Below are 24,373 nucleotides of genomic sequence, written 5' to 3'. Positions count from 1 at the left end.
GATTGAGGGATCAGGGCGCCCTTGGGGTCAGGGCACCGCCGAGCTGCGGAGCAGCGCCTTGACCGTGGCGCCAAGGGCCTTGCCGCGCAGATCGCGGGCGACGACGCGCCCTGCGGAATCGACCAGCACCGTCACCGGTACCGCCTCGACGCCGAAACGGCGGGCGATGTCGGACTGGGTGCCGGCGCGCTCGTGGACCTGCGGCCAGGTGATGTCGTGACGCAGCAGGAATGAGCGCAGGTCGCGCCGCTCGAGGGCGTCGAGGGCGATGCCGACGATCACCAGACCGCGCTCGCCATAGGCCGCATCGAGCTCGCGCAGGTCCGGTAGCTCGGCCAGGCAGGGGGCGCACCAGGTGGCCCAGAAGTCGAGCAGGACGACGCGACCCTCGAGGTCATCGGCGGTCCAGGTGCGGCCGGTGAGGTCGGTCCATTCCTCGCTGCGCCAGATCGAGTCGGCGGCGGCCGGCACGGCCAGGGCGAAGGCGAAGATCAGCGCCAGGACACCCCCGCGGAGGGCTCCGCGAAGCCTCAGAACTGCCACCGCAGGCCGACCTGGTAGGAGCGCGGCAGGCGCGGCCCGTAGACGTAGTTGGAGTCGCGGTCGGGGCCCCGATCGAGATCTTCCTGGTACTCGTCGGTGAGGTTCTTGGCGCCGACGGTGAGGGTCACGGAGCGCCCGGCGAGGCGAAAATCGCGTGACAGATTGAGATCGAGCTCGACGAAGGACGGCGTCCTTTCGAGGCGGTCCTCGGTGATGAAGCCGGCATAGTGGGGCGCGGTCATCTCGCCGGTGTAGCGGGCGCCGAGGAAGAGTTCGATCGCCGCCGGCAGGCGGGACTGCAGAAGGAAGGTGCCGTACTGGTCCGGCGAGCGGAACAGCTCACGGCTGCCGAAGTCGGGCTCCGCCTCGGCCAACCGGGAGCTCTGCACCACGTAGCCGGCCTGCAGCGAGAGGCGGGAGCCCCAGCGCAGGGAGGCGGCGAGCTCGACCCCTTCGACCTGGGCGCCGGCGGCGTTGACGCGCAGGAACTCGCGCTGATCGGTGGCCGGGTCGTCGGCCTCGATGACGTCGAAGAGGTCTTCGAGGTCGGTGCGGAAGCCGGCGACCTCGAGCGCGGCGCTGCCCTTGCGCCCGAAGGTCGGCCGCCACTCGACGGACAGCAAGTAGGCGTCCGAGCGCTCCTCGACGAGGTCGGCGGCGGGCCGGATGACCTGCGCTTCGCCACCGGCGAGCTCGATGTGGAGATCCTCGTCGAAGGTCACCGGAGCGCGGAAGCCCTGGGCGTAGGACAGGCGCACGGTGACGTCGTCGCGCGGCGCCAGCATCGCCGCCAGTCGCGGCAGCAGCACCGGATCGGGCAGCGCCGAGTGGTCGTCGGCGCGCAGGCCGTAGATCACCGTCACCTTGTCGCCCAGGGTGCGGTCGTCCTGGACGTAGACGCCGAGATTGCTGTTGCTCTCCTGCAGCAGGCGGTCGTAGCCGGGCTGGCGGTCGTCGATCTCGTCGCGGCTGTAGCTGGCGCCGAAGCTGTAGGTGCCCCTGGAGTGGTAGAGGTTGGCCTGCGAGTCGAGGATCCAGAGCGGGTTCTCGGTGGTGCCGTAGGCGTTGGGATCGAAGCCGCCGCCGTAGTAGGAGTCGCGCGAGGTGTCGGCATAGGAGCCGGCGAGGCGGTAGTCGAAGCGTGCCGAGACGGTGTGCAGAAAGCCGAGGGACAGGCCGAGGCGCTCGGTGCTGATCTCCTCCGTCAGAGCGGTCTCGTCGGGACGCCGGTCGAAGCGGACGAGGTCGCCACCGCGCCGCCGGGCATCGGTGAAGTTGAGCTCACCGCTGAGGCGCGCCTGGTCCGCCAGCAGGTAGTGCTCGCCGCGCACCCCGAAGGTGGTCAGCTCGCGGCTGGTGACCTCGGTGAAGCCGTCACCGTCGAGGTCCGCCGGGTCGACCTCGTCGAGCTGGGCGATGAAGGAGAAGCCGGTGCGCCGCTGGCGCGGGCTCCAATCGGCCATCGCCGACAGGCTGTAGCCGGCCTCGCCGCCGGTGCGCAGGCCACGGGCGTCGAGGGCGAAGTGGGTGTCGAGGGGCGAATGGGGAATCAGATTGATCACCCCACCGACGGCGCCGGCACCGTAGATTGCCGCTCCCCCACCCTTGACCACCTCGATGTTTTCGAGGGCGCTGGCGGGAAACTGCTCGACTCCGTAGACCAGCGCCAGGGAGGACACCGTCGGCTGGCCGTCGACCAGGATCTGGGAGTAGGGACCCTCGAGGCCGAGCATGCGCACCTGCGAGAAGTTGCAGTTCTGGCAGTTGCTCTCGATGCGCACGCCGGGGGTCAGCTCGATGGCGTCGGCGAGGGTGCGAGAGGCGGAAGCCTCGATGCTGTCGCGCGAGATGCGCTGTACATGCACCGGCGTCTCCGCCAAGCGTTTGGCGGTGCGCGTGCCGGTGACCACGATCTCCTCGCCGAAGGCCGGCGTCAGCTCGAGCTCGAGGAGCAGCGGCGCGTCCGTTTCCTTGGTGACGGTGGCATCGAGAACCGAGAAACCGGCGGCGATCACCAGCAGGGTCTGCCGTCCGTCGGGCACCCGCGGGGCGCAGACCACGCCGGCGCCATCGCTGGTCAGCTCGACATCGGCGTCGAGCAGATGCAGCACCGCGTCGCTCACCGGCTGCTGGTTGCCGTCGACGATGGTGGCGCGCAGATCACACTCCTCGGCATCCGCAGCCAATGCCGGCACGGTCAGGAGGAGCAGGGTCAGAGTCAGGGTCAGGGTGCGCAAAGTGCTCATCGGTTCGGTCCTCGCTCGGATCTTGGGCATTGCCCTCGGATACGGTCAAGCGAAGACTATATTTTGATTAGTCAAAAATCAAGTTCTAGGAGATATCGACTGATGATTGCGGACCCACCGCCTCTTCCTTGGCGAGTCTCTGCGGTTCTCATCTGATAGCGCTTCGGCGAGCCCATCCCCCGCCGCGCGGGGGGACGGCGGCCCCGGCCGCGCTGCGCACCGACCGGGGCCTTTCGCCACCCGCAGAGCTCAGAACTTGCCGTTGTCGTGGGCCATCTCGGCGGGAATCGGGGAAATCACGTCCCAGTGCTCGACGATCTTGCCGTCGGCGACCCGGAAGAGGTCATAGAAGGCCATCGTCTCTCCCCCGAGATCGCCTTCCGAAGCGGTGAGCACGAAGTTGCCCTCGGCGATCACCAGGTGGGTCTCGCGGTAGCTCATGGTGATGCCCTGCTCGGCCCAGGCGGCGAGGGCCGCGCCGAGTCCTTCGAGGCCGTCGGCGATCTGGCTGTTGTGTTGCAGGTAGGTTTCGGTTGAGACGAAGTCGGTGATGCGGTCGACCTCACCGTCGCGCAGGACGGTGGCGACGAAGTCGCTGACCAGAGCCTTGTTGGCGGCGGTCTGGTCGCGGTCGGAGATCTCCGTCGGGCCGTCCGTCTGGCTGCGGCCGGAGGGGTTCGGCGGCGTCACCGCGGCGAGGTTGTCCCAGTGCTCGGCGACTCGCCCGTCCTCGACCCGGAAGATGTCGAAGGCCACCATCTCGTCGGCGCCGAAGGCCTGGGCATTGCGGTAGGTGTTGTGCAAGGCGACATAGTCGCCGTCGGCGAGGACGCGGTGGGTCTCGACCTTCAGGCCGCTGTCGCGCAATGCTGGCAGCAGTCCCAGAATCGGCGCTGCGCCGGTCGGCACCGCCGGGTTGTGTTGCACGTAGCCTGGTGCCAGATGCTGCTCGGCGGCTTGCGGATCGAAGTCGGAAAAGAGGGCGGCGAAGGCGCTGAGGACGATCTGTTTCGGTTCCATGGTCGGTCTCCTGGCAAGGTGCGAGGCGCTTTTCGAACACCCCGGACTCTTAAGTATTTCTGTCGAGTGTCGGTCGCAACCCCTGCGACAGGAGAACGCTACGCCTGGACTCGCCACCTCGCCAGGTCGTAAGCTGACGTTCGATGGTCAAAAACGGACAATCGACCCCTAGAAGCGTTCCGGCCGTCCCCTTCGACGGCGGCCAGCGGGCGGCCTTCGGAGTCGAGGTTCTGATCCTCGAAGAGCTGCGACGACGCTCGCTCGATCACTCGATCTTCCGGGCTCATCGCACCGGTTTCCACCTCCTGTTGGTGATCACCGGCGGTGCCGGCTGGCACATGGTGGATTTCGATCAGCACCCGGTCGAGGCGGGCGCCCTGGTGCACGTCGCTCCGGGTCAGGTGCAGCGCTTCGATGGCGAGCATGACCTGGCCGGCTTCGTCGCCCTCTTCCAGCCCGAAGTCTGCGGTGCCGAGGCGCCACCGCGCCGCTGGCCGGCACGAATCGTCCCGACGCCGGAAGACTTCGACGCCCTCCGGAAGCTGGTGGATCTGATGCTCGACCTTCAGGTTCGCGAGCTGAGCGCGGCCCCGGACCGCGTCGTGTGGCGACTCCTGCCGGCCCTCTTGGAGCTCTGCGAGGGCGCCGTCCGGCGGCAGCTCGATCGTCAGGGTCTCCCGGTGAGCGAGCCATTCGAGGCCTTCGAAAGTCTGCTCGAAGAGCAGCTCACCCACCACCGCGACCTGGCCTGGTATGCCCGCACCCTGGGCTATTCCGAAAAGACCCTGTCGCGCTGGTGCCGGCGGATAGTGGGAATCGGCGCCAAGGCCCACATCGACCGCCGCGTCGCCCTCGAAGGCCAGCGCCTGCTGGTGCACACGGACCTCGCCGTCGAGACCATCGCGCTGCGACTGGGGTTTTCCGAAGCGACCAACTTCGTGAAGTTCTTCAAGCGGCTGATCGGCACCACCCCCTCGGCCTTCCGCGCCCTTTATCGAGGCTAGCCCGCCCTTCTCACCATCTTTCCGCTGCGCGTCCGTAGGTCCCCGATTCTGCTGCGTTATCCGTCGCCTGCTCTCCTCAGCACGTCGAGTACGGCGGCGTCGTGGCAGCGACGGATGCCTTGCATCTTCAAGAACCTACGCCCTCTCGCGAGGAAACCTCGTGAGAAGGGCGGACTAGAAGCCGCCGGTCGGGACGGAGCCGAGGAGGTACTTCAGGTTGTCGTCGTTCCAGCGGATGCCGCCGCCGAAGAAGAAGGAGTCGCGGTCGCTTTCGAGGGGATCGTCGTAGCCCCCCATCAGGTAGACGTTGCGGTTGACGAAGTAGCGCGTGGTGAGCCGCAGGTGGGGGTCGCGATCGCCCTCGCGGTCGAAGTCGAAGGCTTCGAGGTCGAGCCACAGGCGGCGGTCGAGGGTGGGGACGGGATACTCGATGGCGACGCCGAAGTTGTCTTCGATGAGGCCGGCCCAGAGGCGCGATTCGTTGCGCAGGCGAACCCCTAGCAGGGCCGAGAAAACGGCCTCGTCCTCGGTGGTCAAGGTCTCGATGGTGCGCACCTCGGTGCTGCCGTCGGGGAGGGTTTCGGTGACCCGCTGGGTCTTCAAGAACTCGTCTCCGACGGCGTTCTCGACGAGGGCGATCTTGTACAGCCGATTGCTGCCGCGGCCGGGATCGAGCTGCAGGGCGAGGGAGCCCTGGTACTCCTCCGCATCCTGCAGGTAGAAGCCGCCGAGCTCGAGATCGAGCTTGAGATCGCCGACTCGGCCGAGGGTGTCCGACAGGGTGTCGACGCCGCCCTCGATGGAGCCCAGGGTGTCGACGATCTCGTCGTGCATCTCGTCGCTGGTGAGGAGCTTGCCGAGGGTGCCCTCGCCGCGGGCCAGGCGATCGGTGATGGTGTTGAGGTTCTCGGCCGAAGTCTGCAGGCTGGCGGAGAGGGTCTCGATATTTCCCAGGCTGCCGGCGAGCTGATCGCGATTCTCGGACACCACCGAGGTCAGGGAGTCGACCAGGGTGGCGATCTTCTCCGCCAGCACCGGCAGCTCGCTGGCGAGGGTACCGCTGGCGCTCTCGAAGTTGCGGATCGTACCGGAAAGCTGCTGGCGGTTGTCGGCCACCAGCGAGCGGATCTCGGCGGTGGTGGCCTCGAGGTTGTCGAGGAGCCGCGCCAGGGAGCCGCCGCCGGCCGGGTCGGCGAGGGAATCGGTAACGTTCTGGATCGAGTCGCCGATGTCGCCGAGCTTCGCCATGGCGTCGTCGAAGGACGGCGGCGTCACCCCGACCAGGGGCTCCCCCGCCGCCAGCTCCGGCGCGCCCTCGGGGCCGAGCATCAGCTCGATGTACTTGTCGCCGAGGAGCCCGAGGTTCGAGATGTGGGCCTCGCTCCCAGCAGTCAGCGGCACCGGCTGCTCGAGCAGAAGGCGGACCCGAGCCCGACGGCCCTCGAGGCGGATCCCGTCGACCCGGCCGACCCGCACGCCGGCGATGCGCACCGGCGCCTTGTCGTCGAGACCGGCGACCGTATCGAACACCGCTTCGACCACCTGCTGATCCGGCGCGAAGGGATTGAGGTCCTCGATGCGAATCACGAAATACATCAACACGAGGAGCGCCACGGTGGCGAAGATTCCGACTTTGATGGCCTGGGTCATCGGGTTCTCCTGGGTGCTCAGGCGAGGGGGCCTTCCGCCTTGCCGTGAATGAACTGCTGAACCCGCGGATCCGGCAGCTCCTGGAATTCCTTCGGCGGCGCCAGGGCGACGATCCGGCCGCCGGCAAGGAGGCCGATGCGGTCGGCGATGCGAAAGGCGCTGGTCATGTCGTGGGTGATGGTGATGGCGGTCGAGCCGAGGCGATCGAGCATGCGGGTGATGACGTCGTCGATCAGCGCCGTGGTGATCGGATCGAGACCGGTGGTCGGCTCGTCGAAGAGCAGAATGTCTGGCTCGAGGGCGATGGCGCGGGCGAAGCCGACGCGCCGGCGCATGCCGCCGGAGAGCTGGCCCGGCATCTTGTCGTCGACGCCGTCGAGGCGGACGACGTCGAGGCAACCGGAGACCCGGGCCTCGATCTCGGCAACGCTGAGCTCACGGCGTCGGCGCAGCGGGAAGGCGACGTTCTCGAAGACCGTCATCGAGTCGAACAGGGCGCCCTCCTGGAAGGCCATGCCGTAGCGCCGGCGAAAGTGCGTCAGCTCGGCGCTGGAGAGGCTGGCGAGATCGACGCCGTCGACCTCGACGCTGCCGGAATCGGGCGCCATCAAGCCGATCAGGTGCTTGAGCAGCACGCTCTTGCCGCTGCCCGAGCCGCCGATCACCACCAGCGACTCCCCTTCTTGGATGTCGAGGTCGAGGCCGGCGAGGACGACCTTCGGACCGAAGGCCTTGCGGACGCCGCGCAGGCGGATCTTGGAGGAGGTTTCCACGGCCTAGAAAAGCAACTTGGTCAGGATTAGGTCCGAGAACAGGATGGCGATCGAGGCCATCACCACCGCTTCGGTGGTCGAGCGCCCGACGCCTTCGGCGCCGCCTTCCGTGTAGTAGCCCTTCTGGCAGCCGATGACGGCGATCAGGAGACCGAAGACGGCCGCCTTGATCAACCCCGAGGCGACGTCGTTGAGGTCGAGGAACTGGAAGGTGTTCTCCATGTAGGTGACCGGGTTGGCGCCCAACAGGACCACCGCGATCAGATAGCCACCCCAGATCCCCACGGCGTTGCCCATCATCACCAACATCGGCAAGGTTAGGGTCGTCGCCCAAACCCGCGGCACCACCAGGTAGTGAATTGGATTGGTCGCCATCACCTCGAGAGCGTCGATCTGCTCCGTCACCCGCATGGTGCCGAGCTCGGCGCCCATCGCCGAGCCGCAGCGGCCGGCGACGATCAGGCCACCGATCACCGGCGACAGCTCGCGCACCATCGAGAGGGCCACCAGCGAGCCGACGAAGCCTTCGGCGTTGAAGCGCTGCAGCGTGTTGAAGGTCTGCAGGGCCAGCACCATGCCGGTGAACAGGGCGGTCAGGAGGACGACCGGAATCGAGTCGAGGCCAACCCGCACCATCTGGCGCAGCAGCTCGCGCACCTCCCAGGGCGGGCGCGGCGTCCAGCGCAGCACCTGTCCCAGCATCAAGAACAGGCGGCCGACCTCGGTGAAAAAGCGGCTCACCACAGGCCTTGGCCGCGGCTGCTGCTGAAACGCGCCGAGACCTCCTCGATGCGTCCCTCGGAACGGTAGCGACGCGGCATCCGCAAACCCAGCAGGCAGAGCATTTCCCAGGGAATGGTGCCGGCCGACTCGGCGAGGTCCCAGGCGTCGATCGCGTGGTCGCCGCGGCGGCCCAGCAGGACGACCTCGTCGCCGACCTCGGCGCCGAGCCCGGTGACGTCGATCATCGACATGTCCATGGTCACGGAGCCCACCAGCGGTGCCGAAGTGCCACCGACCAGGGCGCGGGCCCCCGGCGTCAAACGCCAGGCGTAGCCATCCGCGTAACCCACCGGCACGACGGCGATCTCGGAAGGCCGCTCGGCCCGCCAGCGGCCGCCGTAACCGACCGCGGCGCCCGCCTCGAGGGTGCGTCGCTGCACGATGCGGGTGACCACCGACATCACCGGTTCGAGATCGCCGGGAGCGCCTCTCGCGGCTTCGCGATCGGCCGGGTCGAGGCCGAAGAGGGCGAGGCCGAAGCGCACCAGCTGGTGCCGGCTGGCGGGATGATGGAGGCCGGCGGCGCTGTTGGCGGCATGGATCAGCAGGCGCGACCGCTCCGCCGCCGTCAGCTGGTCGAGAACCGCCTCGAACCGCCTCTGCTGGGCGGCGTTGCTCGGGCTCGCCGGAGTGTCGGCCTCGGCAAAGTGGGTGATCAAGCCGCTGAGCTCGAGGTGTCGATCGCTTCGCAGCAGCTCGAGGGCGCGAGGAATCTGGTCGGTGGCGACGCCCAGGCGGTTCATGCCGGTGTCTACCTTGAGGTGCACCGGCTGGCGGCGGCGAACCTCTTCTCCGAAGGCCCTCCACAGGTCGATCTGGTCGAGGCTCGAGAGGGTCGGCGTCAGGCTGTAGCGGCGATAGAGCGGTAGCTGGGGCCGCTGCGCCGTGCCGAGCACCAGGATCGGCTGCTCGACCCCGGCTCGGCGCAGCTCGGCGCCTTCCTCGAGGAGGGCGACGGCGATCCAATCGACCCCCGCCCGGGCGAGGGCGCGGGCGGCGAAGGGAGCCCCGTGGCCATAGGCGTCGGCCTTGAGCACGGCCATCACCCGAGACGGCGCCACGGTTCGGCGCAGGCGCTCGAAGTTGCCCACCAGGGCGTCGAGATCGACCTCGACCCAGGCAGGCCGCAGCGCTCCCGACAGACCGCGGGGCGAAGAGTCTGCTTCGCGATCGGCCTCAGGCGGGAGGAAACTGGGAGTCGAAACCATGCGGGTCGGGGTTCTTGAACGAGGTGATGTCGCCTACGAAGACCATCTCGACGGTCCCGGTCTGGCCGTTGCGGTGCTTGGCGAGGATGAGCTCGGCGAGACCTTTGACCTCTTCGTCGTCGGGATTGTAGATCTCGTCCCGGTAGACGAAGGCCACGATGTCGGCGTCCTGCTCGATCGATCCGCTCTCGCGCAGGTCGGCGAGCTGGGGACGGTGATCGCCGCCGCGCCGCTCCGGCTGGCGGGAGAGCTGGGAGAGGGCGATGACCGGGATGTCGAGCTCCTTGGCGAGCTGCTTCATGCCCCGGCTGATGGCCGCGATCTCGAGGTTCCGGTTCTCGTACTTGCCCCCCGCCTGCATCAGCTGGAGGTAGTCCAGGATCACCAGGTCGAGGCCCTTCTCGGCCTTCAGCCGGCGAGACTTGGAGGCGATCTCGAGCAGGCTGGGATTGGGGGAATCGTCGATGTAAAGAGGCGCCGCCGTGGTCTTGCGCACGGTTTGGATGATGCGGCCCCACTCGTTCTGTGACAGGTGGCCGGTGCGGATCTTGAAGAACGGCACGTCCGCCTCGGAGCAGAGGACGCGCAGGGCGAGCTCCTGCTGCGACATCTCGAGGCTGAAGACGGCGACACCGCGCTTTTCTCGCAGCGCGACGTTCTGCGCAATGTTGAGGGCGAAGCTGGTCTTTCCCATGCCCGGCCGGCCGGCGATGATGATCAGGTTGCCGCGATTCAGGCCGTGGGTGATCTCGTCGAGCTTGGTGAAGCCGGTGGGCACGCCGATGAGGGTCGCGCCGGGTCGCTCTTCGAGGTCCTCGAGGGTCTGGTGGAAGATCTCGCCGATGCTGGCGAAGCCCTTCTGGATCGCCTCCTCGCCGAGGCCGAGGACCGCCTGCTCCGCCTTGCCGAGGGCTTCCTGGGCCACCAGGCCGCCGTCCAGGCAATCGCGAATGATCTCGCCCGAGGCTTCGATCAGGCGGCGGCGAACGGAACGCTCCTTGACGATCTCGACGTAGGTCTCGATGCGGCCGAGGTCCGGCAGGTCGAGGTCGAGGCTGGCGAGGTAGGCCACCCCGCCGACGCGCTCGAACTCGGCGCGCTGCTCGAGCGTCGCCTGGAGGGTGCGCTGGTCGACGTCGACGCCCTCGTTCTGAAGATCCACCATCGCCTGGTAGATCACCTGATTGCGCTCGTAATAGAAGTCTTCGGAGCGCAGACGACCGGAGATGGTCGGCAGTATGCGCGGGTCGATGAGCACCGCGGCGAGCACGGCGCGTTCCGACTCCTCGCTGTGGGGCAGGCTCTTGGGCGCCTGAAGGGTGTCGAGCATCGGAGCGATTCTACGCCTTCCGCGGGGAGAAGCGAGGCGCAATATGGCGATGCGGTGGCATCGCCCGATGGCGGGCGCCGCCGGAGCCCGGCCCAGAGATCCCTGCCGAGGGCTCGCGCTTGCCTTCAACAAGGAAGCCGGTGCCGGTGCGGGCAACCGGTCACGGCAGCGGGCCTCGAAGGCTAGCCCATCAAGGACCGCTGCCGGGAGAAACGCCGAAGGCTTCGAGCACCGCCCGGGCGGGATCCTCCGGAGCCTCCTCGCCCACCCCCAGCTCCTCGATCAGCGCCCGCGCCGGATCGCTGTCGAGAATCTCGAGGTTCCACAGCAGGTAGCGAACGTCGGCGCTGACATTGCGCGCGATCTCCGGGTTGTAACCGAAGTCGTTGGCGACGTTCTCCCAGACGCGGTCGAAGTTCACTCCGACGAGCTCGCCCCGGCCATTGAGGACGGGGCTGCCGGAGCTGCCGCCGGTGGTATCTCCGGTGGCCAGGAAGCCGACCGGCACATCGCGCAGGTTCTTCGACGCCCAACGGCTCTCGGGAGCCGCGGCGGCCGCGTCCAGAATCGACTGCGGGGCCCCGAAAGGCTCGACACCGGTGTGTTTCTCGACGATGCCCTTGACGCGCGTGAAGGGCTCCATCCAGACCCCGTCCCGGGGCCGGAAGCCCTTGATCTCGGCCAGGCTCACCCGCAGCGTGCCGTTGGCATCGGGATCGATCGGCTGGCCGAGATGGCGAGCCAGAAAGCGCCGCCAGGTGGGGCGCCAGCGCAAGGCGGCACCGGCCCGGGCGTCGGCCGCCGCCTCGAGCTTCTCGAGATCCTGCACGAGGTCGAAGGTGAAGGCCAGGAGCGGCTCATCGGCGCTCTGCCGGCGCAGCTCCGCCACCGGGGTCTCGAAGAGGGCACGGCGGTTGGTGGAATCCCAGATCTGCGAGCCGGCGAGGAGCTCTTCGGCCACCGCCTGCGGCGAGGCACCCGCCGGCAGCCAGCGTTCGAGAATCGTGAGCTCGGCGCCATGCTGCCGCAGCCGGCCCAGGAGATCGGCCATCATCAGGATCTCGGTGGGTTGATGGAGGCGCTTCTGGCTGCGTTCCTGGAAGGCCAGCCGGCGGGCGCGATTGCGCTCCTGATAACGCGGATCGCGGTCGACATCGGCCTTGGCAGCCTCGATCGATCCGCGCGTGATGTCGAGGGCGAGGGCCAGGGGCAGTACCCGTCGGCGGAGCTCGGTGACCAGGAATTCCTGCTCCCAGCCGTGGCGCCGGTGGCTCTCGGCGCCTTCGGTCAGGGCGTCGTAGGCGGCGCGGGCGGCTTCATCCGCCGCCGCCAGGGCCTCTTTCTCAAAGGCGCGCTTGTTGGCCAGGAGGGCCCCGCGCTCGAGGCCGGCGATCTGTCCGCGGGCGTTCTTTTGGCGATTTTCGAGGCTCTTGACGCGGTCCGCCAGCAGGATCGCGGCCTTCGGATCGGCGGCTGCCTGGGCCTGCATGATGTCGATCCAACCACGGTAGAGCTCGGCCCGTCGCGGATAGAAGAGCTCGGCGAGGATCGCCATCTCGCCCGCGACCAGCGATCGGTGGGTCTGCCCCGGGTAGCCGGCGACCATCACGAAGCTGCCGGCGGCCAAGGGCTGACGAGCGATCCGCAGGGAGCGTTTCGGCCGGTAGGGCTGGTTTTCGGCGCGTTGCACCGCCGGCTGGTTGTCGCCGTCCGCATAGACCCGCAGCAGGGCGAAGTCGCCGGCATGGCGCGGCCAGGACCAGTTGTCCGTTTCGCCCCCGAACTCTCCCACCCAACGCGGCGGCGCGTAGACCAGGCGCACGTCCGGCAGCTCGAGAGATTCGATCAGAACGTACTGCACGCCATCGTCGTAGGTCGCCACCCGACAGCGGCGAGACGGCTTGGTCTCGCAGGTCGAGACCAGCTCCTGGCGTTTGCTCTCGGCGGCGCGAAACCGCGCCGCGTCGTCGTCGATGCCGGCGAGGGCCGCTTCCACTTCGGCGGTGACGTCGACGAAGCGGTGCGGCACCGTGGCGCGGGCCCCGGTACCGGGCAGCTCGCTGCTGCGATCGGCGGCCAGGAAGCCGTCGGTGATCAGGTCTCGCTGCGCCGTGCTGTGCTCCTGCAGCAGCGAGAAAACGCAGTGATGATTGGTGATCAGGAGACCGTCGTCGGAGACAAAGCCCGAGGAGCAGCCATTGATCTGAACGATCGCCTCGAGGAGCCCGCCGCCTTGGGCGCTCCAGAGGTCCTCCGGCGGCAGGATGAGGCCGAGCTTGCGCAGCCAACCGGGATCGTGGTCGAGGATTTGTTCCGGGGTCCATTTACCCCCGACGCCCCAGAGCGGAGCGCCGAGTAGGGCGAGAAGCACGGTCAGGAGAAGGAATCGCGCAGCCATGGAAACGATCATAGCGCGGCCTATTCCATCCGGCTTCGGTTCTCGCTTTGTCAGACAAGCACTCCTATTCACCTGATGCAAGGAGAGATCGATGACGAATCCGAGAAAGGTTCTCGCCGGCGCCCTGGGACTGGCCTGTCTTCTGGGGGTGATCGCCATCGCCGGCAGCAGCGGCGCCGCCATCGGCGTCTACCAGGAGGCGCCGAAGGAGTTCGAGACGCCGCAGGTGGAGTGTCGCTTCCGCTGTGCCGATGGCCACGACGGGGTTCTGGCCTGTCCGGCGGGAACACCGGTCCAGGTCTGCGCCGACCTCCTCGGCGATCCTTGTGTCGACCATGGTGGTCTGGTCGCCGTCGCCTGCGACAACGTTCGCTGATCGGGTCGACCCCCGACACCTCCGTTCAGCGAGAGCTTCGAGACAACCCGAACCGAGAAAGGAAAGACGATGAACAAGATCCAGCTCCTGTTGGTCGCCGGTTTGGCCCTGGTGGCCGTGTTGATGGTCGCCTCTCCGATGGTGACGGCGGATCCGGTCGTGACCTCCCGCGGCGGCACCGTGGCCTCGAGCGGTCCCGAGGTGGCGGTGCCGGTCGGGCAGACCGAATGCCGTTTTCTTTGCGAGGACGGGCACGACGGCGTTCTCGCCTGCCCCGCCGGCACTCCGATCAATGTCTGCAAGGACCTGCTCGGCGACGTGTGCGCCGAGCACGGCGGCATGATGGCGCTGTTCTGCTACGTCTGGCCCGACTGATCTCGGACCGATCCGGCGGTTCCCGCGACCGCCCTGGCCCCCGCGGGGATCGCCGGCTGCCTGCGGCGCTCCTCGCGTCGCGGGGCCGCCCTTTTTCTTGACCCCGTCGACGACGACGGTTCCCTCCGACAGCGCTCTTCGAGGCGGCCCCAGATCCTGGCGCGGCGTGCTACGGTCTCCCCAGGTTTGGTAAGACCTGAAGATCCATCCGCCAAAATGAAGCCACTGCATCAGCCCTCGCGCCTCGCCCTCCTGGGAGTCGCACTACTCGGGCTGACCTTGCGCGCCTTGGTGCCGATCGGCTTCATGCCGGCCTCCCTCTCGGAAGGCCTACCGGTCAAGATCTGTCCGGCCCACGCCGCTGGGCTGATGCCGATGGACCCTGCTGCTCCGGCGCAGGGCGAGGATTCATCGCAGGAGAACCACTGTCCTCTCGGCGCCACCTTCAACGCCGCCTTCGAGCCTTCTTCGAACGCTCCGGGGCCGGCCCTCGTCTCCCTTCAGAGGGTGGCTCTGCCCACGCCCGTCGATCGCTCCGACCGGCGATCCGGAACCCTCCCTGCGCGCGGCCCGCCGGCTCCCCTCACCTCCTCAGCCTAGACGAATTCCCGAGCCTCCAGGCTCGCAAAGGCGACGTTCGGACGAGGGGCGTCCAGCCGGTCGACGCTCGTCCGCGATGGTGGATTCCGGTTTCCAAGGTGAGATGACGATGAAAAAGCTCCAGCAAAGGGTTCTCTGGGGGTTGGTGGCCGTGCTGGCGGTCACCCCCCTCGGCGCAGTACGAGCAGACGATTTCAGCGATCCCGGCGATGATCCGATGGGCCGCAAGGCGGCGCCGGAAGAGGTCGCCGACCAATCGAAAGTCCGCACCGAGCCGGCGGACGGGGCAGTTCTCGACCAACCCCTGCGCAGCGTTCGCCTGTGGCTCTCGGAAGCTCACGATCCGGCCCGCCTCGACCTCAGGCTGACCGGCCCGGCGGGCGATCTCCCTCTGCGCGGCCTGCACGCCATGGAGGACAACGGTCTGATGGCCTTCGTCTCCGGCACGATGCCGGATGGTGAGTACGTCCTGTCGTGGTCGCAGCCGGGTTCCGAAGGGCGAAGCCGTTCGAGCTTTCACATCGCCCGCCAGAAGGACAGCGCCGCGATCGGTGACTACGAAGCCCCGCTCGACATCGGCGTCCTGGTCTTCGACGGCGTCGAGCCGCTCGATCTCTTCGGCCCCCTCGAGATGTGGATGAATGCTGGACCGGATCTGATTCGGGTCCACCTGATCGCCGAAACCGCCGGCCCGGTGGTGGTCCGCACGGTGTCCTACCCCGCCGACCTCGCGCCGCGTCTCGACGTGCCGTACTCCTTCGAGTCCGCTCCGCCGCTCGATGTGCTGATGGTGCCCGGGGGCATCGGAACCCTGCGCGAGGTCGACAACCGCAAGCTGATCGAGTTCGTCGCTGCGCGGGCGCCCGAGGTCCAGGTGATGGCGTCCGTTTGCACCGGCGCCGCGATCCTTGCCAAAGCCGGGCTCCTCGACGGACAGCGGGCCACCGCCAACAAGGCCTTCTTCAGCTATATCAAGGGTTACGGTGGCGACACGGAGTGGATCGAGGAGGCCCGCTGGGTCGAGTCCGGACGCGTCATGACGTCTTCCGGGGTGTCGGCCGGAATCGACATGAGCCTGGCCCTGATGGCGCGTTTCTTCGGCATCGAAGGGGCCCGCATGGTGGCGGCGATGGCCGAGTACGACTGGAACGAAGATCCGAGCCGCGATCCCTTCACCAGCAACCTCGACCTGGCGACGCCGAGCGTTCCGGCTCTCAAGGCGGCGCTTCGGGAGGAGGTTCGGGGCGACGCCCCCGGAGGTCCATGACCCTGGATGGTTCACCGGAGGCCGGGGAGACGGTCCTCCGGTGAAGGCCCTCGAGCGGCGGCCAGCTCGTACTCGAGGAGCCAGTAGTAGTCCAGCTCCTCGAAGCGCGGCCTGCGGCCGTCGCACGCGCGAACCAGCGCACAGAGCTCGTCACCGTCCGGAAAGTTCTTCAGCACGCGATGGTGGCTGCCGTCGGCGAGTCGGCGGCGCTGGTAGGTGTTGCCCGCCGCATCGGTGTCGCTGATCGCAGTGCTGCTACCGGCGACGTAGCGGTTGTCGAGCAGCACGACCCGCGCGGCGGGCTCGAGTACGCGATGGAGGCCCGCCAAGAAGGTCGACCGCTGGCGTAATTCGAGATGGGACCACCAGAATCCCGCGAAGGCGGCGTCGAAGGACGCGGTCGCCAGCGGGAGGTCGAAGGCGTCCCCACGCAAGGCCGGGTTGTGCATGCGCCGGCGGGCCAAGATCAGCGGCTCGAAGGCGGCGTCGACCGCGACCAGGAGGCGGGCCGATTCTTCCAACCGTCGCGTCCAGTAGCCGGTGCCGGCCGCGATCTCGAGAACCCGGCGGCCAGTGAAGCGGGCCGGCAGGCGGGCCGCGAGCTTGGCGAGGTCGTCTTGCCGCTCGGGCTTGCGATAGATCGCCTCGTACTCTGGCGCGCGCCGCTCGTAATAGGGCAACAGCGAGTCGTTTGGATTACTCATGGCTTCGCGAGGTCGGTTCGAGAGCGAGTTTACGACCGCCGCTCAGGAGCCGTCGTCGGATTGGACCTGGGTTCGCATCAAATCGGCGAGCATCCGCTCGACCAGCCCGATGGCCTCGCGACGGTCTCCCAGGCTGCAGGCAATCTCCAGGCGGGCCGCGAGGCGGGAGAGGCCGGCGAAACCATAGGAAGCTCCGACGCCCTTGATCTGGTGGGCGGCGTCGGCTACCGCCGGCAGCCGATTCGCCTCCAGGTCGGCACGCATGGCGGTGAGCTGACGGCGGCGCGCGTTGAGGAAGGCTGGCACCAGGTCGGCGATGTCGGGATCGATCCGCACCCGGATCGGAGCCCGATCGAGGCGGCCGCCGGGCAGGCTCTCGGAAACGGCTCGCAGCAACCCGAGCCGGCGAAAGGGTTTGGTGAGGTAGGTGTTCATGCCGGCGGCGAGGCAGCGTTCACGGTAGCCGTCCACGGCGTGGGCGGTGAGGGCGATGACCGGCGTTGCGGGAAGCCCTTCCTGGCTTTCCCGGTGCCGCAACCGGCGAGTGGTCTCGATGCCGTCGAGGCCGGGCAGCTCGACGTCCATCAAGACACCATCGAAGGTCTTGCGCTGCAGCAGGGCGAGGGCCTCGCGGCCGGAGCCGGTGCAGGTGACGTGGGCACCGCCTTGCTCCAGGATGCGTTGGCACAGAAGCCGGCCGTCGCGGTTGTCCTCGACCAGCAAGAGTTTGGTGCCGACGAGGCTGGGGGCCTCACCTTTGTGACCCGCCCAGGAACCCCGATGGCAGGGCACCCGGACGCGCACGGAGGTACCGCGACCGGTTTCGCTGTCGACCTCGATGGCGCCCTCGAGGCGAGCCACCAGCAGGCGAGTGACGTGCAGCCCGAGGCCGATTCCGCGCCGCCTGCGAGAGGGCTCCGGGGTGAGCTGATCGAGCGGTTCGAAAATCTGTGGCAGATCGTCGGCGGCGATGCCGATCCCGGAGTCCTCGACCCGCAGCTCGACGACCTCGCGACCCCGTCTGTCCGGCTCCTCGGTCAGCGCCACGGAGATCTCGACGCCGCCCCGATCGGTGAATTTGACGGCGTTGTCGACCAGATTCGAGAGCACCCGCGACAGGTCGTTCTCGGCGCCCAGCCAAACGCCGGCCAGCCGAGGATCCACGAACGTTGTCAAGGTGAGGCCCGCGAGGGTGGCGGTCGGCTCGTGGCGGGCTTCGACGGTGGCGATCAACGGCCGCCATTCGAAGCCGACGGTCTCGGCCTCTCCCGGCTCCGCCTCGAGCAGAGGAAGGTCGAGGAGGTCGTCGATCTGGGACAGCAGGCTCTCGGCGTTCCTTCGCAGGGCCACCAAGAGCTCCGCGCCGTCGTCGTCGAGACGACGTTGCGACAGCATCTCGGCAGCCGCCATGATGCTGGTCAAGGGCGTTCGCAGCTCGTGGCTGATGGCGGCGAGGAATTGGCTCTTGGCTTGGGTCGCTCGTACCCGATCGGTGATGTCCCGATAAACCCAGAGGTTGCCGAGGGAACGATCTCCCTCGGCCAGGGGAATGTAGTCGCGCACCAGGGTGCGACCATCGGTGAGCTCGATCTCCTCCTCGGAGACCAGCTCGCGGGCGGCGAGGAGCTCGTCGATCCGCGCCCCGAAGGCCACCGGATCGGCGAGCAGGCCATCGAGTCCCTGGGCTGCCTGACGGCAGTCGAGGCCGACGAGCTCCTCGGCGGTGAGGGGGATGTGGAAGAGGTCGAGAAAGGCCTGGTTGACGCACTCGATCTCGCGGGCCTCGGTCTCGACCAGGATGCCCGCCTGGAGGTTCTCGACGACACAGCGCAGCCGCGGCAGCAGGTTGGCCGCAGGATCCTCGCGGGAATCGAGATCGAGGCGGGGCGTGCTGTGAGGAGTCTTCATCGGATTGAGAGCGCGTCGTTTCCCCTCCTCCCTTCGAGGCAGCAACAGACATGCCAGGTGCAGGCAGCGGCGCTGAGGGTCGGAAGGGCGGATGCGGTGTACTGAATTGGAACGCCGAGGCCGATTTACGGCACAGCCGCCGGTCGGCGACTCCTACCTTCGGCTCCGTCCAAAGCTGCGACGGAGCATTCCTGGCAGGTATCCTGATCGGCGAACCCGGACCTCGGCGCTGCGTATCTAGGAGGCCGGCTCGCCCGGCGAGGGGCGCCCCTCGCAAGACGTACGACCAACGGCCTCGGCGATGAGGCGATCGAAAGGAAAGCGAATGAAGCAATTCACCACGGCGAGGCTGACTTTCGTCGCCCTTCTTCTGCTGGCCGCTGCTCCGATGCTGGCTTCCGAAACCCTACCGACCCCTTACACCGCCGAGCAGATCCGCGAGGCCTGGGTGCCGGGCTTGGTGGTGGTGAGCCGTGTCGAGGCCAGCGGCCAGACCATCCTGACGCGAACCGAGGTGATCGCCGCCGACAGCGAGCAGGTGACCCTGAGCGCGCAGCAGACGGACCCCGATGGGAATTACCTGCCCGAGGTCGCCGAGCACAAGGCCTCGTGGACGGAGCTGCGGGACCACGCTCGCTTTCCAGCGGATCGCGCCGAGCGCCGGCGTCAGCGCCGAGAGACCCCCCTTGGAGAGCTGGATGGTTGGCTCTATGAGGTCGACCATGGGGACGGTTCGCGCGGCAGCTTCTTCTTCGCCGACGACTATCCTGGATCCCCGGTGGTGTTCGTTCAGTACCACGGCAAAGCCGCCACCATGCTCTCAGAGCAGATCGAGCGCCGCGTCGAGTAAAGGCTGGGGCTCCTGGTGTGCCCGAACATGACAGAAATCTGACGCTGCCAGACGTTGGGCGCTGGTAGCGTGCAGGGGTCGCCGGAGTCCACACCACTCGCACGAAGAGGAGTCGCCCATGTCCGCCAGCGTCGCAGCCCAACCGGCTGTCAATCCCGAGAGTGTCGCCCGCCGCTGGCAGCGTCTGCTCGCACCTTACTGCCGCGCCGACGACCGCCGGGCCTGGTTTCAGCTCCTCACCACCGGCGCCCTGTTCGCCGCCAACTGGGCCTTGATGTGGTGGAGTCTGCAGTTTCACTACGGCCTGACCCTGCTGCTGGCGCTGCCGGCGGCCGGCTTGATCACCCGGCTGTTCATCTTCCAGCACGACTGCGGCCACGGTTCCTTCTTCAGCTCGCAGCGGCTCAACCATCTGGTCGGAGCCACCATTGGAGTGATGACCCTCACCCCGTATCGCTACTGGCGTCGCACCCACGCCATGCACCATGCGACGACGGGTAACCTCGATGCACGCGAGTTCGGCGACATCAGAACCTTGACCGTCGAGGAGTACCTCGCCTTGAGCAAGCTCCGGCGAGCCGGCTATCGCCTCTATCGCAACGTTTTCTTCCTGATGACCATCGGTGCCTCCTTCCAGTTCATCCTCAAGCATCGGCTGCCCCTCGATCTACCGCGAGCCTGGCGCAAGGAATGGCGCAGCGTGATGGGCACCAACCTGAGCCTGGCGGTCATTCTGCTGGTCATGGCGTTCACCATCGGCCTCAAGGCATTCTTGCTCGTCCAGCTACCGATTACGGTGATCTCCTGCGCCTCGGGGCTGTGGTTGTTCTATATCCAGCACCAGTTCGAGGACACCTACTGGGAAGAGAACCCGCAGTGGAATTTTCACGCCGCCGGCATCGAAGGCAGCTCCTTCTACGACCTGCCCGCCGTCCTCCACTGGTTCACCGGCAACATCGGCTTCCACCACGTGCATCATCTGGCGAGCCGGATTCCCAACTATCGCCTCCAGGCTTGCTTTCGCGAGGTGCGCGATCTGCGCCACGTCACGCGCCTGACCATTCGCGAGAGCTTGCGCTGTGCCCACCTCGCCCTTTGGGACCCGGGTTCCAACCGCTTGATTCGATTCGGCGACCTGAAGCATCGGCCGATGGCGGTCTGATCTCGCGGCGCGCCGCGGGCTCGCGAATGCGGGGGTCGGTCTCTTCCCCCGCTCGCCGCCCGCCGGCCCTGCAAGACGCGCTCAGTTGTGATTCGTAGCAGGATCCCAGAAGGGGTCGACCATCCCGAGTCGATCGAACAGCTGCCGCACCTCCGCCGCTTCGAAGCGCCGCCAATCGGGCTGTAGCCGAGAGCCGTACCAGGCCTCGGCGAGGCGCCAGAGGGTGGGGAGGCCGAGGCAGGGGCGGCGCGCCTGACGAGCATCTCGACACCAGCTCTGGAGCGCTTCTTCCGACCGGAAGAAAACCATGTTCTGTCAAGTGAAGACGATGTCTCGCCACCATTGAGAGGCCGGAAGGAGGGAGTGAAACCGCCAGGGTGAGGCCTCGGGGCCGTTGCCTCGAAGCTCGAGCCGGAGGGCTGTCCCGGAGTGCTCGCAGCGCGACTCGACCACTCCTTCTCCACCCAGAGCCGCGACCACGCCGAAAACATCCCAAGCGCAGTTGGCAAAGTAACTCCTGCCGTCGATGGTCGCGACATGCGGCGTCGCCACCGCCGAGAAGGGCGGCGCCATGCGAAGGGTCTCGCCATCCTCTTCGAGCACCAGGATGCGCTGCTCGGCAAGGGCGCCGTAGGCGGTGCGCACCTGCCTGTCCGGCAAGCCGGTACGCCTGGCCGTCTCGGCCACCGTCGGCGCCGCTGCGCAGTCCGTGAAGTGGCGATATACCGCCAGCCGAACCTCTCTTTCGACTGCCATTCCTCGACGCTAGCACGGCGGGACGGAGGGCATGGCCGACTGCGCAGCGAACCCCAATTGCGAGATTCGCGGAGAAATGAAGAGAAGGCGACCCCCTGATTCCTCGCTGATTGCGCGCTTGCATGATCGCGGAGTCGCCGCAAGGCTTCTTCAGTCGTCGGCGCCGGAACGGTAGACTGTCGGCAAGATTATGGAGTCTACGGGGCCGACCTTCTCACTGCGGGAGTTCGTCAGCGAGCTGGCTATCGCTTGGCGCAAGCTCCTCTTCTATCCGGAGGGCCATCCGGCGCGCGAGGGTGCCCTCGAGAAGTGCAGTGCGATCATCCAGGGCTTGGTGGCGCCGGTCGCCGAGATCAAGCTCGGAGTGGCGAAGGAAGCCCTGATCTCCGACGAAGAGCACATCGACGGAGTCGGAGTGGCGCTGGTCGCCAATGCCCTCTATCTGCGCAACGTTGCGGTCATCACCTTCAGCGAGGGGATCGCCACCGGAGATCTCCTGACGCTCCTCGAGCAATTGCAGGAGGACGTCCCCGAGGATTCTGGCGCCGAGGAGCTAGCGCAGCAGCTGAGCGACCGCGGCGTGACCACCATCGCCTTCGATTCGGTCGACTACTCGAGCCTGATGGTCACCGGCGAGCTCGACGCTCCGGTCGATCGCCGGCGCTCCTTGTGGGATCGCATCCTCGAGCAATACCTGGGCAGCGCAGTGGGAGAAGCCGGCGAAGGCACCCTCGCCCAGGTGATGGAGCTGATCAACCGCTTCCTGCCGCCGGGCTTGAGCGAGGGAGGCGAGATTCCGCCGGAGGTCCAGCAACTCGCCGAGCGCCTCGCCGACGCCCTCGACGGACATCTTCGCGAGTCCTCCGAAGGCAGCGTCGTCAAGCAGGTGACGGAGCTCCTGGGCGCACTCCCCAAGGTTTTGCGCATTCCCGTTCTCGAACAGGCCATCGCCCGGCTGGCCGGCAGCGATGGCAACGACGACGGGCTCACCGCCCTCTTTCACGCCTCCAACGCCGCCGATCTGATCTCCTCGATTCGTCGTCTCCGGGACTCGAAGTTCGCCTTCTCGGGAACCGTGGTGCAGCTCATCGAGGGATTGGTCTCGACCGCCCCGGCGTCCCTCGAAGGCGACTCTGAAGCCGATCCTGACGCTCTTCGTCAACTGATGCAGCAAGACCTCGAAGCGCAAAATGAGGTCGATGAGAAGGACTTCGCCATCCGCCTGCCCAATGCGCGGGTGCGCTTTCGAACCCCTGCCGAGTTCGACCAGTGCCTCGACAGCCTGGCGCCGCTCCCGGTGCTGCAATCGCTCCTCACCACGCTGCTCACGCTGCTGCGCGACCCCTACCTGCAGGAGGAGGGAGCGGTCCCGATCCTGGTCCGCCTCGAAAGCCTCTTCGCGCGGCTGGTGTCGAGCTCGAGGGCGGCGCCGGCGGCGGCCTTGGCGCAGCAGATTCAGCACCTCGCGGCGACCCCCGGCGAGCGGCCTGGAGTGGCCAAGGCGGCGGCCGAGTCCCTGCGGCGACTGATCGGACCGCAGACCGTCCAGGGCTTGATGGAAGCCATGGACCTGGAGCGCGAGCGCGGTGAGCGCTCTGCCAAGCACCTCGTGGATGTCCTCGGACCGACCCTCCTCGAGCAGATGCTGGCGGTGCTCGACGAGACCAACGATCGCCACGACCGGCGCAACCTGTTCGACCTCCTGACCTCCTTCCCGGCGCAGATCGTGCCCCTGGCGGTGCAGCGCCTGCAGGATCCGCGCTGGTTCGTGGTGCGCAACATGATCGCCCTGCTGGCGGCGGTCGACGACCGCTCCACCATCGGCTGGATTCGCCATTGTCTGGGCCACGGCGACTCTCGTGTGCGACTCGAAGCGGTCAAGAGCCTGGTGCGCCTCGACCACGAGCTGCCGGAGGAGCTCATCGCGCGCTCCCTCGCCGACGAGGACGAGCGAATTCCGCTGCGCATGGCCCACGGCGTCGGCAATTTTCGGGTGATGACCGCGGTGGCGCCGTTGCTCGCGCTGCTCGATCCACGGGATCCGATGGGAAGGAATCGGCCGCTGCGCATTCAGGCCCTCAAGAGCCTCGGCCAGATCGGGGATCCGGCGGTCCTGCCCCGCCTCGAGAAGTTTTTCGTCACCGGCCTGGTGCCGCAGAATATCGAGGAGCGACGGGCGGCCTATCAGTCCCTTTCGGGATATCCCCAGGCTGCCGTCTGGCCCTGGATCAACGTCGGCCTGAAGGTTCGGGACGGCGAGATTCGGGCTCTTTGTGAACAGCTTTCACGGCGACCGGCGTCATGACCGAGAACACCGAAGCAACCAGCGCCCTGATCGTCGACCTGGCCCAGGCGGCGTCCACCAACGGTCTCTATCCGGCCGACCACCCGCGCTCCCGCCGCGCCCTCGACTCTCTGACCGCCAGCTTGGCCGCTGCCTTCGACGAGCGGCAGAAGGAAGACATCACCTTTCTCCTGGTGGACGACGATCTCGCCGTCGATCAACAGCCCTGGCAGCGATCGGCCCACCACCGGACCGGCCTGGTCAAGGCGATGACGCGCTCCGGCATCGAGCGTCTCACCATCGCCCGGGCGGTTGGCGAGGGCGAGCTCGCCCGGCTCCTGCGCGCCATCGGCGGGGCGCGCATTCCGAACAGCACGGAACACGTGACCATCGGCCGGCTGGCGATCGAGGAAGGCGAGGGCGAAGAGCTCGAAGGCTTGGGGCGCACCCTCGAAGGCAGGCTCGACGACCTCGAGCAGTCCCTCGGCACGCTGCTCGAGGATCCCACCCGCGGCTTTGCGCAGCTCGAGCGCTCCCTCTGGCAGGTGCTCGATTCCACCACCCGGGAGAACCGCACCTTCGCGCTCCTGAAGAGTCTGCGGGGCAAGCAGGACCGCCTGTGGCGGCATGCCGTGAACGTGGGTCTGCTGGTGACCCACCACGCGCGCTCCCTCAACATCGAAGGCCAGGCCTTGCACGATCTCGGAGTGGGTGCGCTGCTCCACGACATCGGCTATCTCGACCTGATGGTCGGCGAGGGCAAGGCGGATCTGCCGGCCAACCTGCGTCGTCGTCATCCGGAGCTCGGTGCGATGCGCCTGGCGGCGGTTCCTGGCATGTGCGACCTCGCCATTTTGGTGGCCTACGAGCATCATCTGGCGTGGAACGGTCAGGGAGGGTATCCGCAGAGTGCCGGCCGACGGCCCGGCTTCGCAGCCCAGATCACGGCCGTTTCGGACACTTGGGAGATGCTTCTCGACGGCGCCGCGGCGGTGCCGGCGACGCAGCGCTACGAGCTTGCCGCCGGTGAGCTCAAACGGCGCGCCGGCACCATGCTGGACCCGTTTCTGGTGGCGACCTTTCTCGAGCTGATGAAGACCGCGCCGGGAGCCCAGACGGCGTGATTCGCAGGCGGG

General features: G+C 67.5%; 22 protein-coding genes. 9 read left to right on the top strand and 13 right to left on the bottom strand.

Annotated elements, in window-relative coordinates:
• Positions 1–27 precede the first annotated feature (27 nt).
• From AAF604_01005 to AAF604_00995, 3 genes are all read right to left on the bottom strand, one after another.
• The gene (locus AAF604_01005) at positions 28–543 is read right to left on the bottom strand and encodes a TlpA disulfide reductase family protein (GenBank protein MEM7048199.1); all 516 of its coding nucleotides are present in this window, start codon (positions 541–543) and stop codon (positions 28–30) included.
• Entirely contained in the window at positions 531–2,789 is a 2,259-nt protein-coding gene (locus AAF604_01000) for a TonB-dependent receptor (GenBank protein ID MEM7048198.1), read from the bottom strand. Before AAF604_01000 ends, AAF604_01005 begins: the two co-directional genes overlap by 13 nt.
• Positions 2,790–3,038: 249 nt before the next feature.
• Positions 3,039–3,809: a nuclear transport factor 2 family protein gene (locus AAF604_00995; protein MEM7048197.1), complete on the bottom strand. Its 771-nt coding sequence runs from the start codon at positions 3,807–3,809 to the stop codon at positions 3,039–3,041.
• A 143-nt stretch (positions 3,810–3,952) separates the two neighbouring features.
• Here AAF604_00995 and AAF604_00990 point away from each other — a divergent pair, with 143 nt between their 5' ends.
• Complete coding sequence (locus AAF604_00990; protein ID MEM7048196.1) at positions 3,953–4,813, top strand: AraC family transcriptional regulator; 861 nt, start codon at positions 3,953–3,955, stop codon at positions 4,811–4,813.
• A 174-nt stretch (positions 4,814–4,987) separates the two neighbouring features.
• Here AAF604_00990 and AAF604_00985 read toward each other — a convergent pair whose 3' ends face one another.
• The 6 genes from AAF604_00985 to AAF604_00960 all read right to left on the bottom strand — a co-directional run bounded on the left by AAF604_00985 (position 4,988) and on the right by AAF604_00960 (position 12,955).
• The gene (locus tag AAF604_00985) at positions 4,988–6,463 is read right to left on the bottom strand and encodes an MlaD family protein (GenBank protein MEM7048195.1); all 1,476 of its coding nucleotides are present in this window, start codon (positions 6,461–6,463) and stop codon (positions 4,988–4,990) included.
• Between the two features lie 17 nt (positions 6,464–6,480).
• A complete protein-coding gene (locus AAF604_00980; GenBank protein MEM7048194.1) occupies positions 6,481–7,236 on the bottom strand; it encodes an ABC transporter ATP-binding protein in 756 nt (251 codons plus the stop codon).
• 3 nt (positions 7,237–7,239) lie between these two features.
• Positions 7,240–7,977 (bottom strand): ABC transporter permease, encoded by a 738-nt coding sequence (locus AAF604_00975; protein MEM7048193.1) that lies wholly within the window; start codon positions 7,975–7,977, stop codon positions 7,240–7,242.
• The gene (gene alr / locus AAF604_00970; protein MEM7048192.1) at positions 7,974–9,227 is read right to left on the bottom strand and encodes an alanine racemase; all 1,254 of its coding nucleotides are present in this window, start codon (positions 9,225–9,227) and stop codon (positions 7,974–7,976) included. The genes AAF604_00975 and alr overlap by 4 nt, the downstream gene beginning before the upstream one ends.
• Positions 9,196–10,557 carry a replicative DNA helicase gene (gene dnaB / locus AAF604_00965; GenBank protein ID MEM7048191.1) on the bottom strand — a complete coding sequence of 454 codons (1,362 nt, stop codon included), beginning with the start codon at positions 10,555–10,557 and terminating at the stop codon, positions 9,196–9,198. The genes alr and dnaB overlap by 32 nt, the downstream gene beginning before the upstream one ends.
• A 190-nt stretch (positions 10,558–10,747) precedes the next feature.
• Positions 10,748–12,955 carry a S46 family peptidase gene (locus AAF604_00960; GenBank protein ID MEM7048190.1) on the bottom strand — a complete coding sequence of 736 codons (2,208 nt, stop codon included), beginning with the start codon at positions 12,953–12,955 and terminating at the stop codon, positions 10,748–10,750.
• Between the two features lie 91 nt (positions 12,956–13,046).
• On the opposite strand from AAF604_00960, the gene AAF604_00955 reads away from it, so the two are divergent.
• The 4 genes from AAF604_00955 to AAF604_00940 all read left to right on the top strand — a co-directional run bounded on the left by AAF604_00955 (position 13,047) and on the right by AAF604_00940 (position 15,573).
• Positions 13,047–13,331, top strand: a complete 285-nt coding sequence (locus AAF604_00955) for a hypothetical protein (protein MEM7048189.1) — start codon at positions 13,047–13,049, stop codon at positions 13,329–13,331.
• Between the two features lie 69 nt (positions 13,332–13,400).
• Positions 13,401–13,706 carry a hypothetical protein gene (locus tag AAF604_00950; protein MEM7048188.1) on the top strand — a complete coding sequence of 102 codons (306 nt, stop codon included), beginning with the start codon at positions 13,401–13,403 and terminating at the stop codon, positions 13,704–13,706.
• 216 nt (positions 13,707–13,922) lie between these two features.
• Entirely contained in the window at positions 13,923–14,306 is a 384-nt protein-coding gene (locus AAF604_00945) for a hypothetical protein (protein MEM7048187.1), read from the top strand.
• Between the two features lie 109 nt (positions 14,307–14,415).
• Positions 14,416–15,573 (top strand): DJ-1/PfpI family protein, encoded by a 1,158-nt coding sequence (locus AAF604_00940; GenBank protein ID MEM7048186.1) that lies wholly within the window; start codon positions 14,416–14,418, stop codon positions 15,571–15,573.
• Positions 15,574–15,584: 11 nt separating this feature from the next.
• On the opposite strand, the gene AAF604_00935 is transcribed toward AAF604_00940, so the two are convergent.
• Both AAF604_00935 and AAF604_00930 read right to left on the bottom strand, forming a co-directional pair.
• Positions 15,585–16,277: a class I SAM-dependent methyltransferase gene (locus tag AAF604_00935; GenBank protein MEM7048185.1), complete on the bottom strand. Its 693-nt coding sequence runs from the start codon at positions 16,275–16,277 to the stop codon at positions 15,585–15,587.
• Between the two features lie 42 nt (positions 16,278–16,319).
• On the bottom strand, positions 16,320–18,185 hold the full coding sequence (locus tag AAF604_00930; protein ID MEM7048184.1) for a response regulator: 1,866 nt from the start codon (positions 18,183–18,185) through the stop codon (positions 16,320–16,322).
• Between the two features lie 325 nt (positions 18,186–18,510).
• On the opposite strand from AAF604_00930, the gene AAF604_00925 reads away from it, so the two are divergent.
• Both AAF604_00925 and AAF604_00920 read left to right on the top strand, forming a co-directional pair.
• Positions 18,511–19,035: a hypothetical protein gene (locus tag AAF604_00925; GenBank protein ID MEM7048183.1), complete on the top strand. Its 525-nt coding sequence runs from the start codon at positions 18,511–18,513 to the stop codon at positions 19,033–19,035.
• 118 nt (positions 19,036–19,153) lie between these two features.
• Positions 19,154–20,197, top strand: coding sequence for a fatty acid desaturase (locus AAF604_00920; protein ID MEM7048182.1), 1,044 nt, complete (start codon positions 19,154–19,156; stop codon positions 20,195–20,197).
• 81 nt (positions 20,198–20,278) lie between these two features.
• On the opposite strand, the gene AAF604_00915 is transcribed toward AAF604_00920, so the two are convergent.
• Together AAF604_00915 and merB are read right to left on the bottom strand one after the other, a co-directional pair.
• Positions 20,279–20,506, bottom strand: coding sequence for a hypothetical protein (locus tag AAF604_00915; GenBank protein ID MEM7048181.1), 228 nt, complete (start codon positions 20,504–20,506; stop codon positions 20,279–20,281).
• Between the two features lie 6 nt (positions 20,507–20,512).
• Positions 20,513–20,953 carry an organomercurial lyase gene (merB, locus tag AAF604_00910; protein MEM7048180.1) on the bottom strand — a complete coding sequence of 147 codons (441 nt, stop codon included), beginning with the start codon at positions 20,951–20,953 and terminating at the stop codon, positions 20,513–20,515.
• Between the two features lie 190 nt (positions 20,954–21,143).
• On the opposite strand from merB, the gene AAF604_00905 reads away from it, so the two are divergent.
• Positions 21,144–23,258 (top strand): HEAT repeat domain-containing protein, encoded by a 2,115-nt coding sequence (locus AAF604_00905; GenBank protein MEM7048179.1) that lies wholly within the window; start codon positions 21,144–21,146, stop codon positions 23,256–23,258.
• On the top strand, positions 23,255–24,361 hold the full coding sequence (locus AAF604_00900; protein MEM7048178.1) for an HD domain-containing protein: 1,107 nt from the start codon (positions 23,255–23,257) through the stop codon (positions 24,359–24,361). Before AAF604_00905 ends, AAF604_00900 begins: the two co-directional genes overlap by 4 nt.
• The last annotated feature ends 12 nt before the right edge of the window (positions 24,362–24,373 follow it).

The sequence above is a fragment of the Acidobacteriota bacterium genome (assembly GCA_039028635.1).
Taxonomy (GTDB): Bacteria; Acidobacteriota; Thermoanaerobaculia; order Multivoradales; family JBCCEF01; genus JBCCEF01.
Note: the sequence above shows the minus strand (reverse complement) of the source record. Positions and strands in the feature narration are given on the sequence as shown.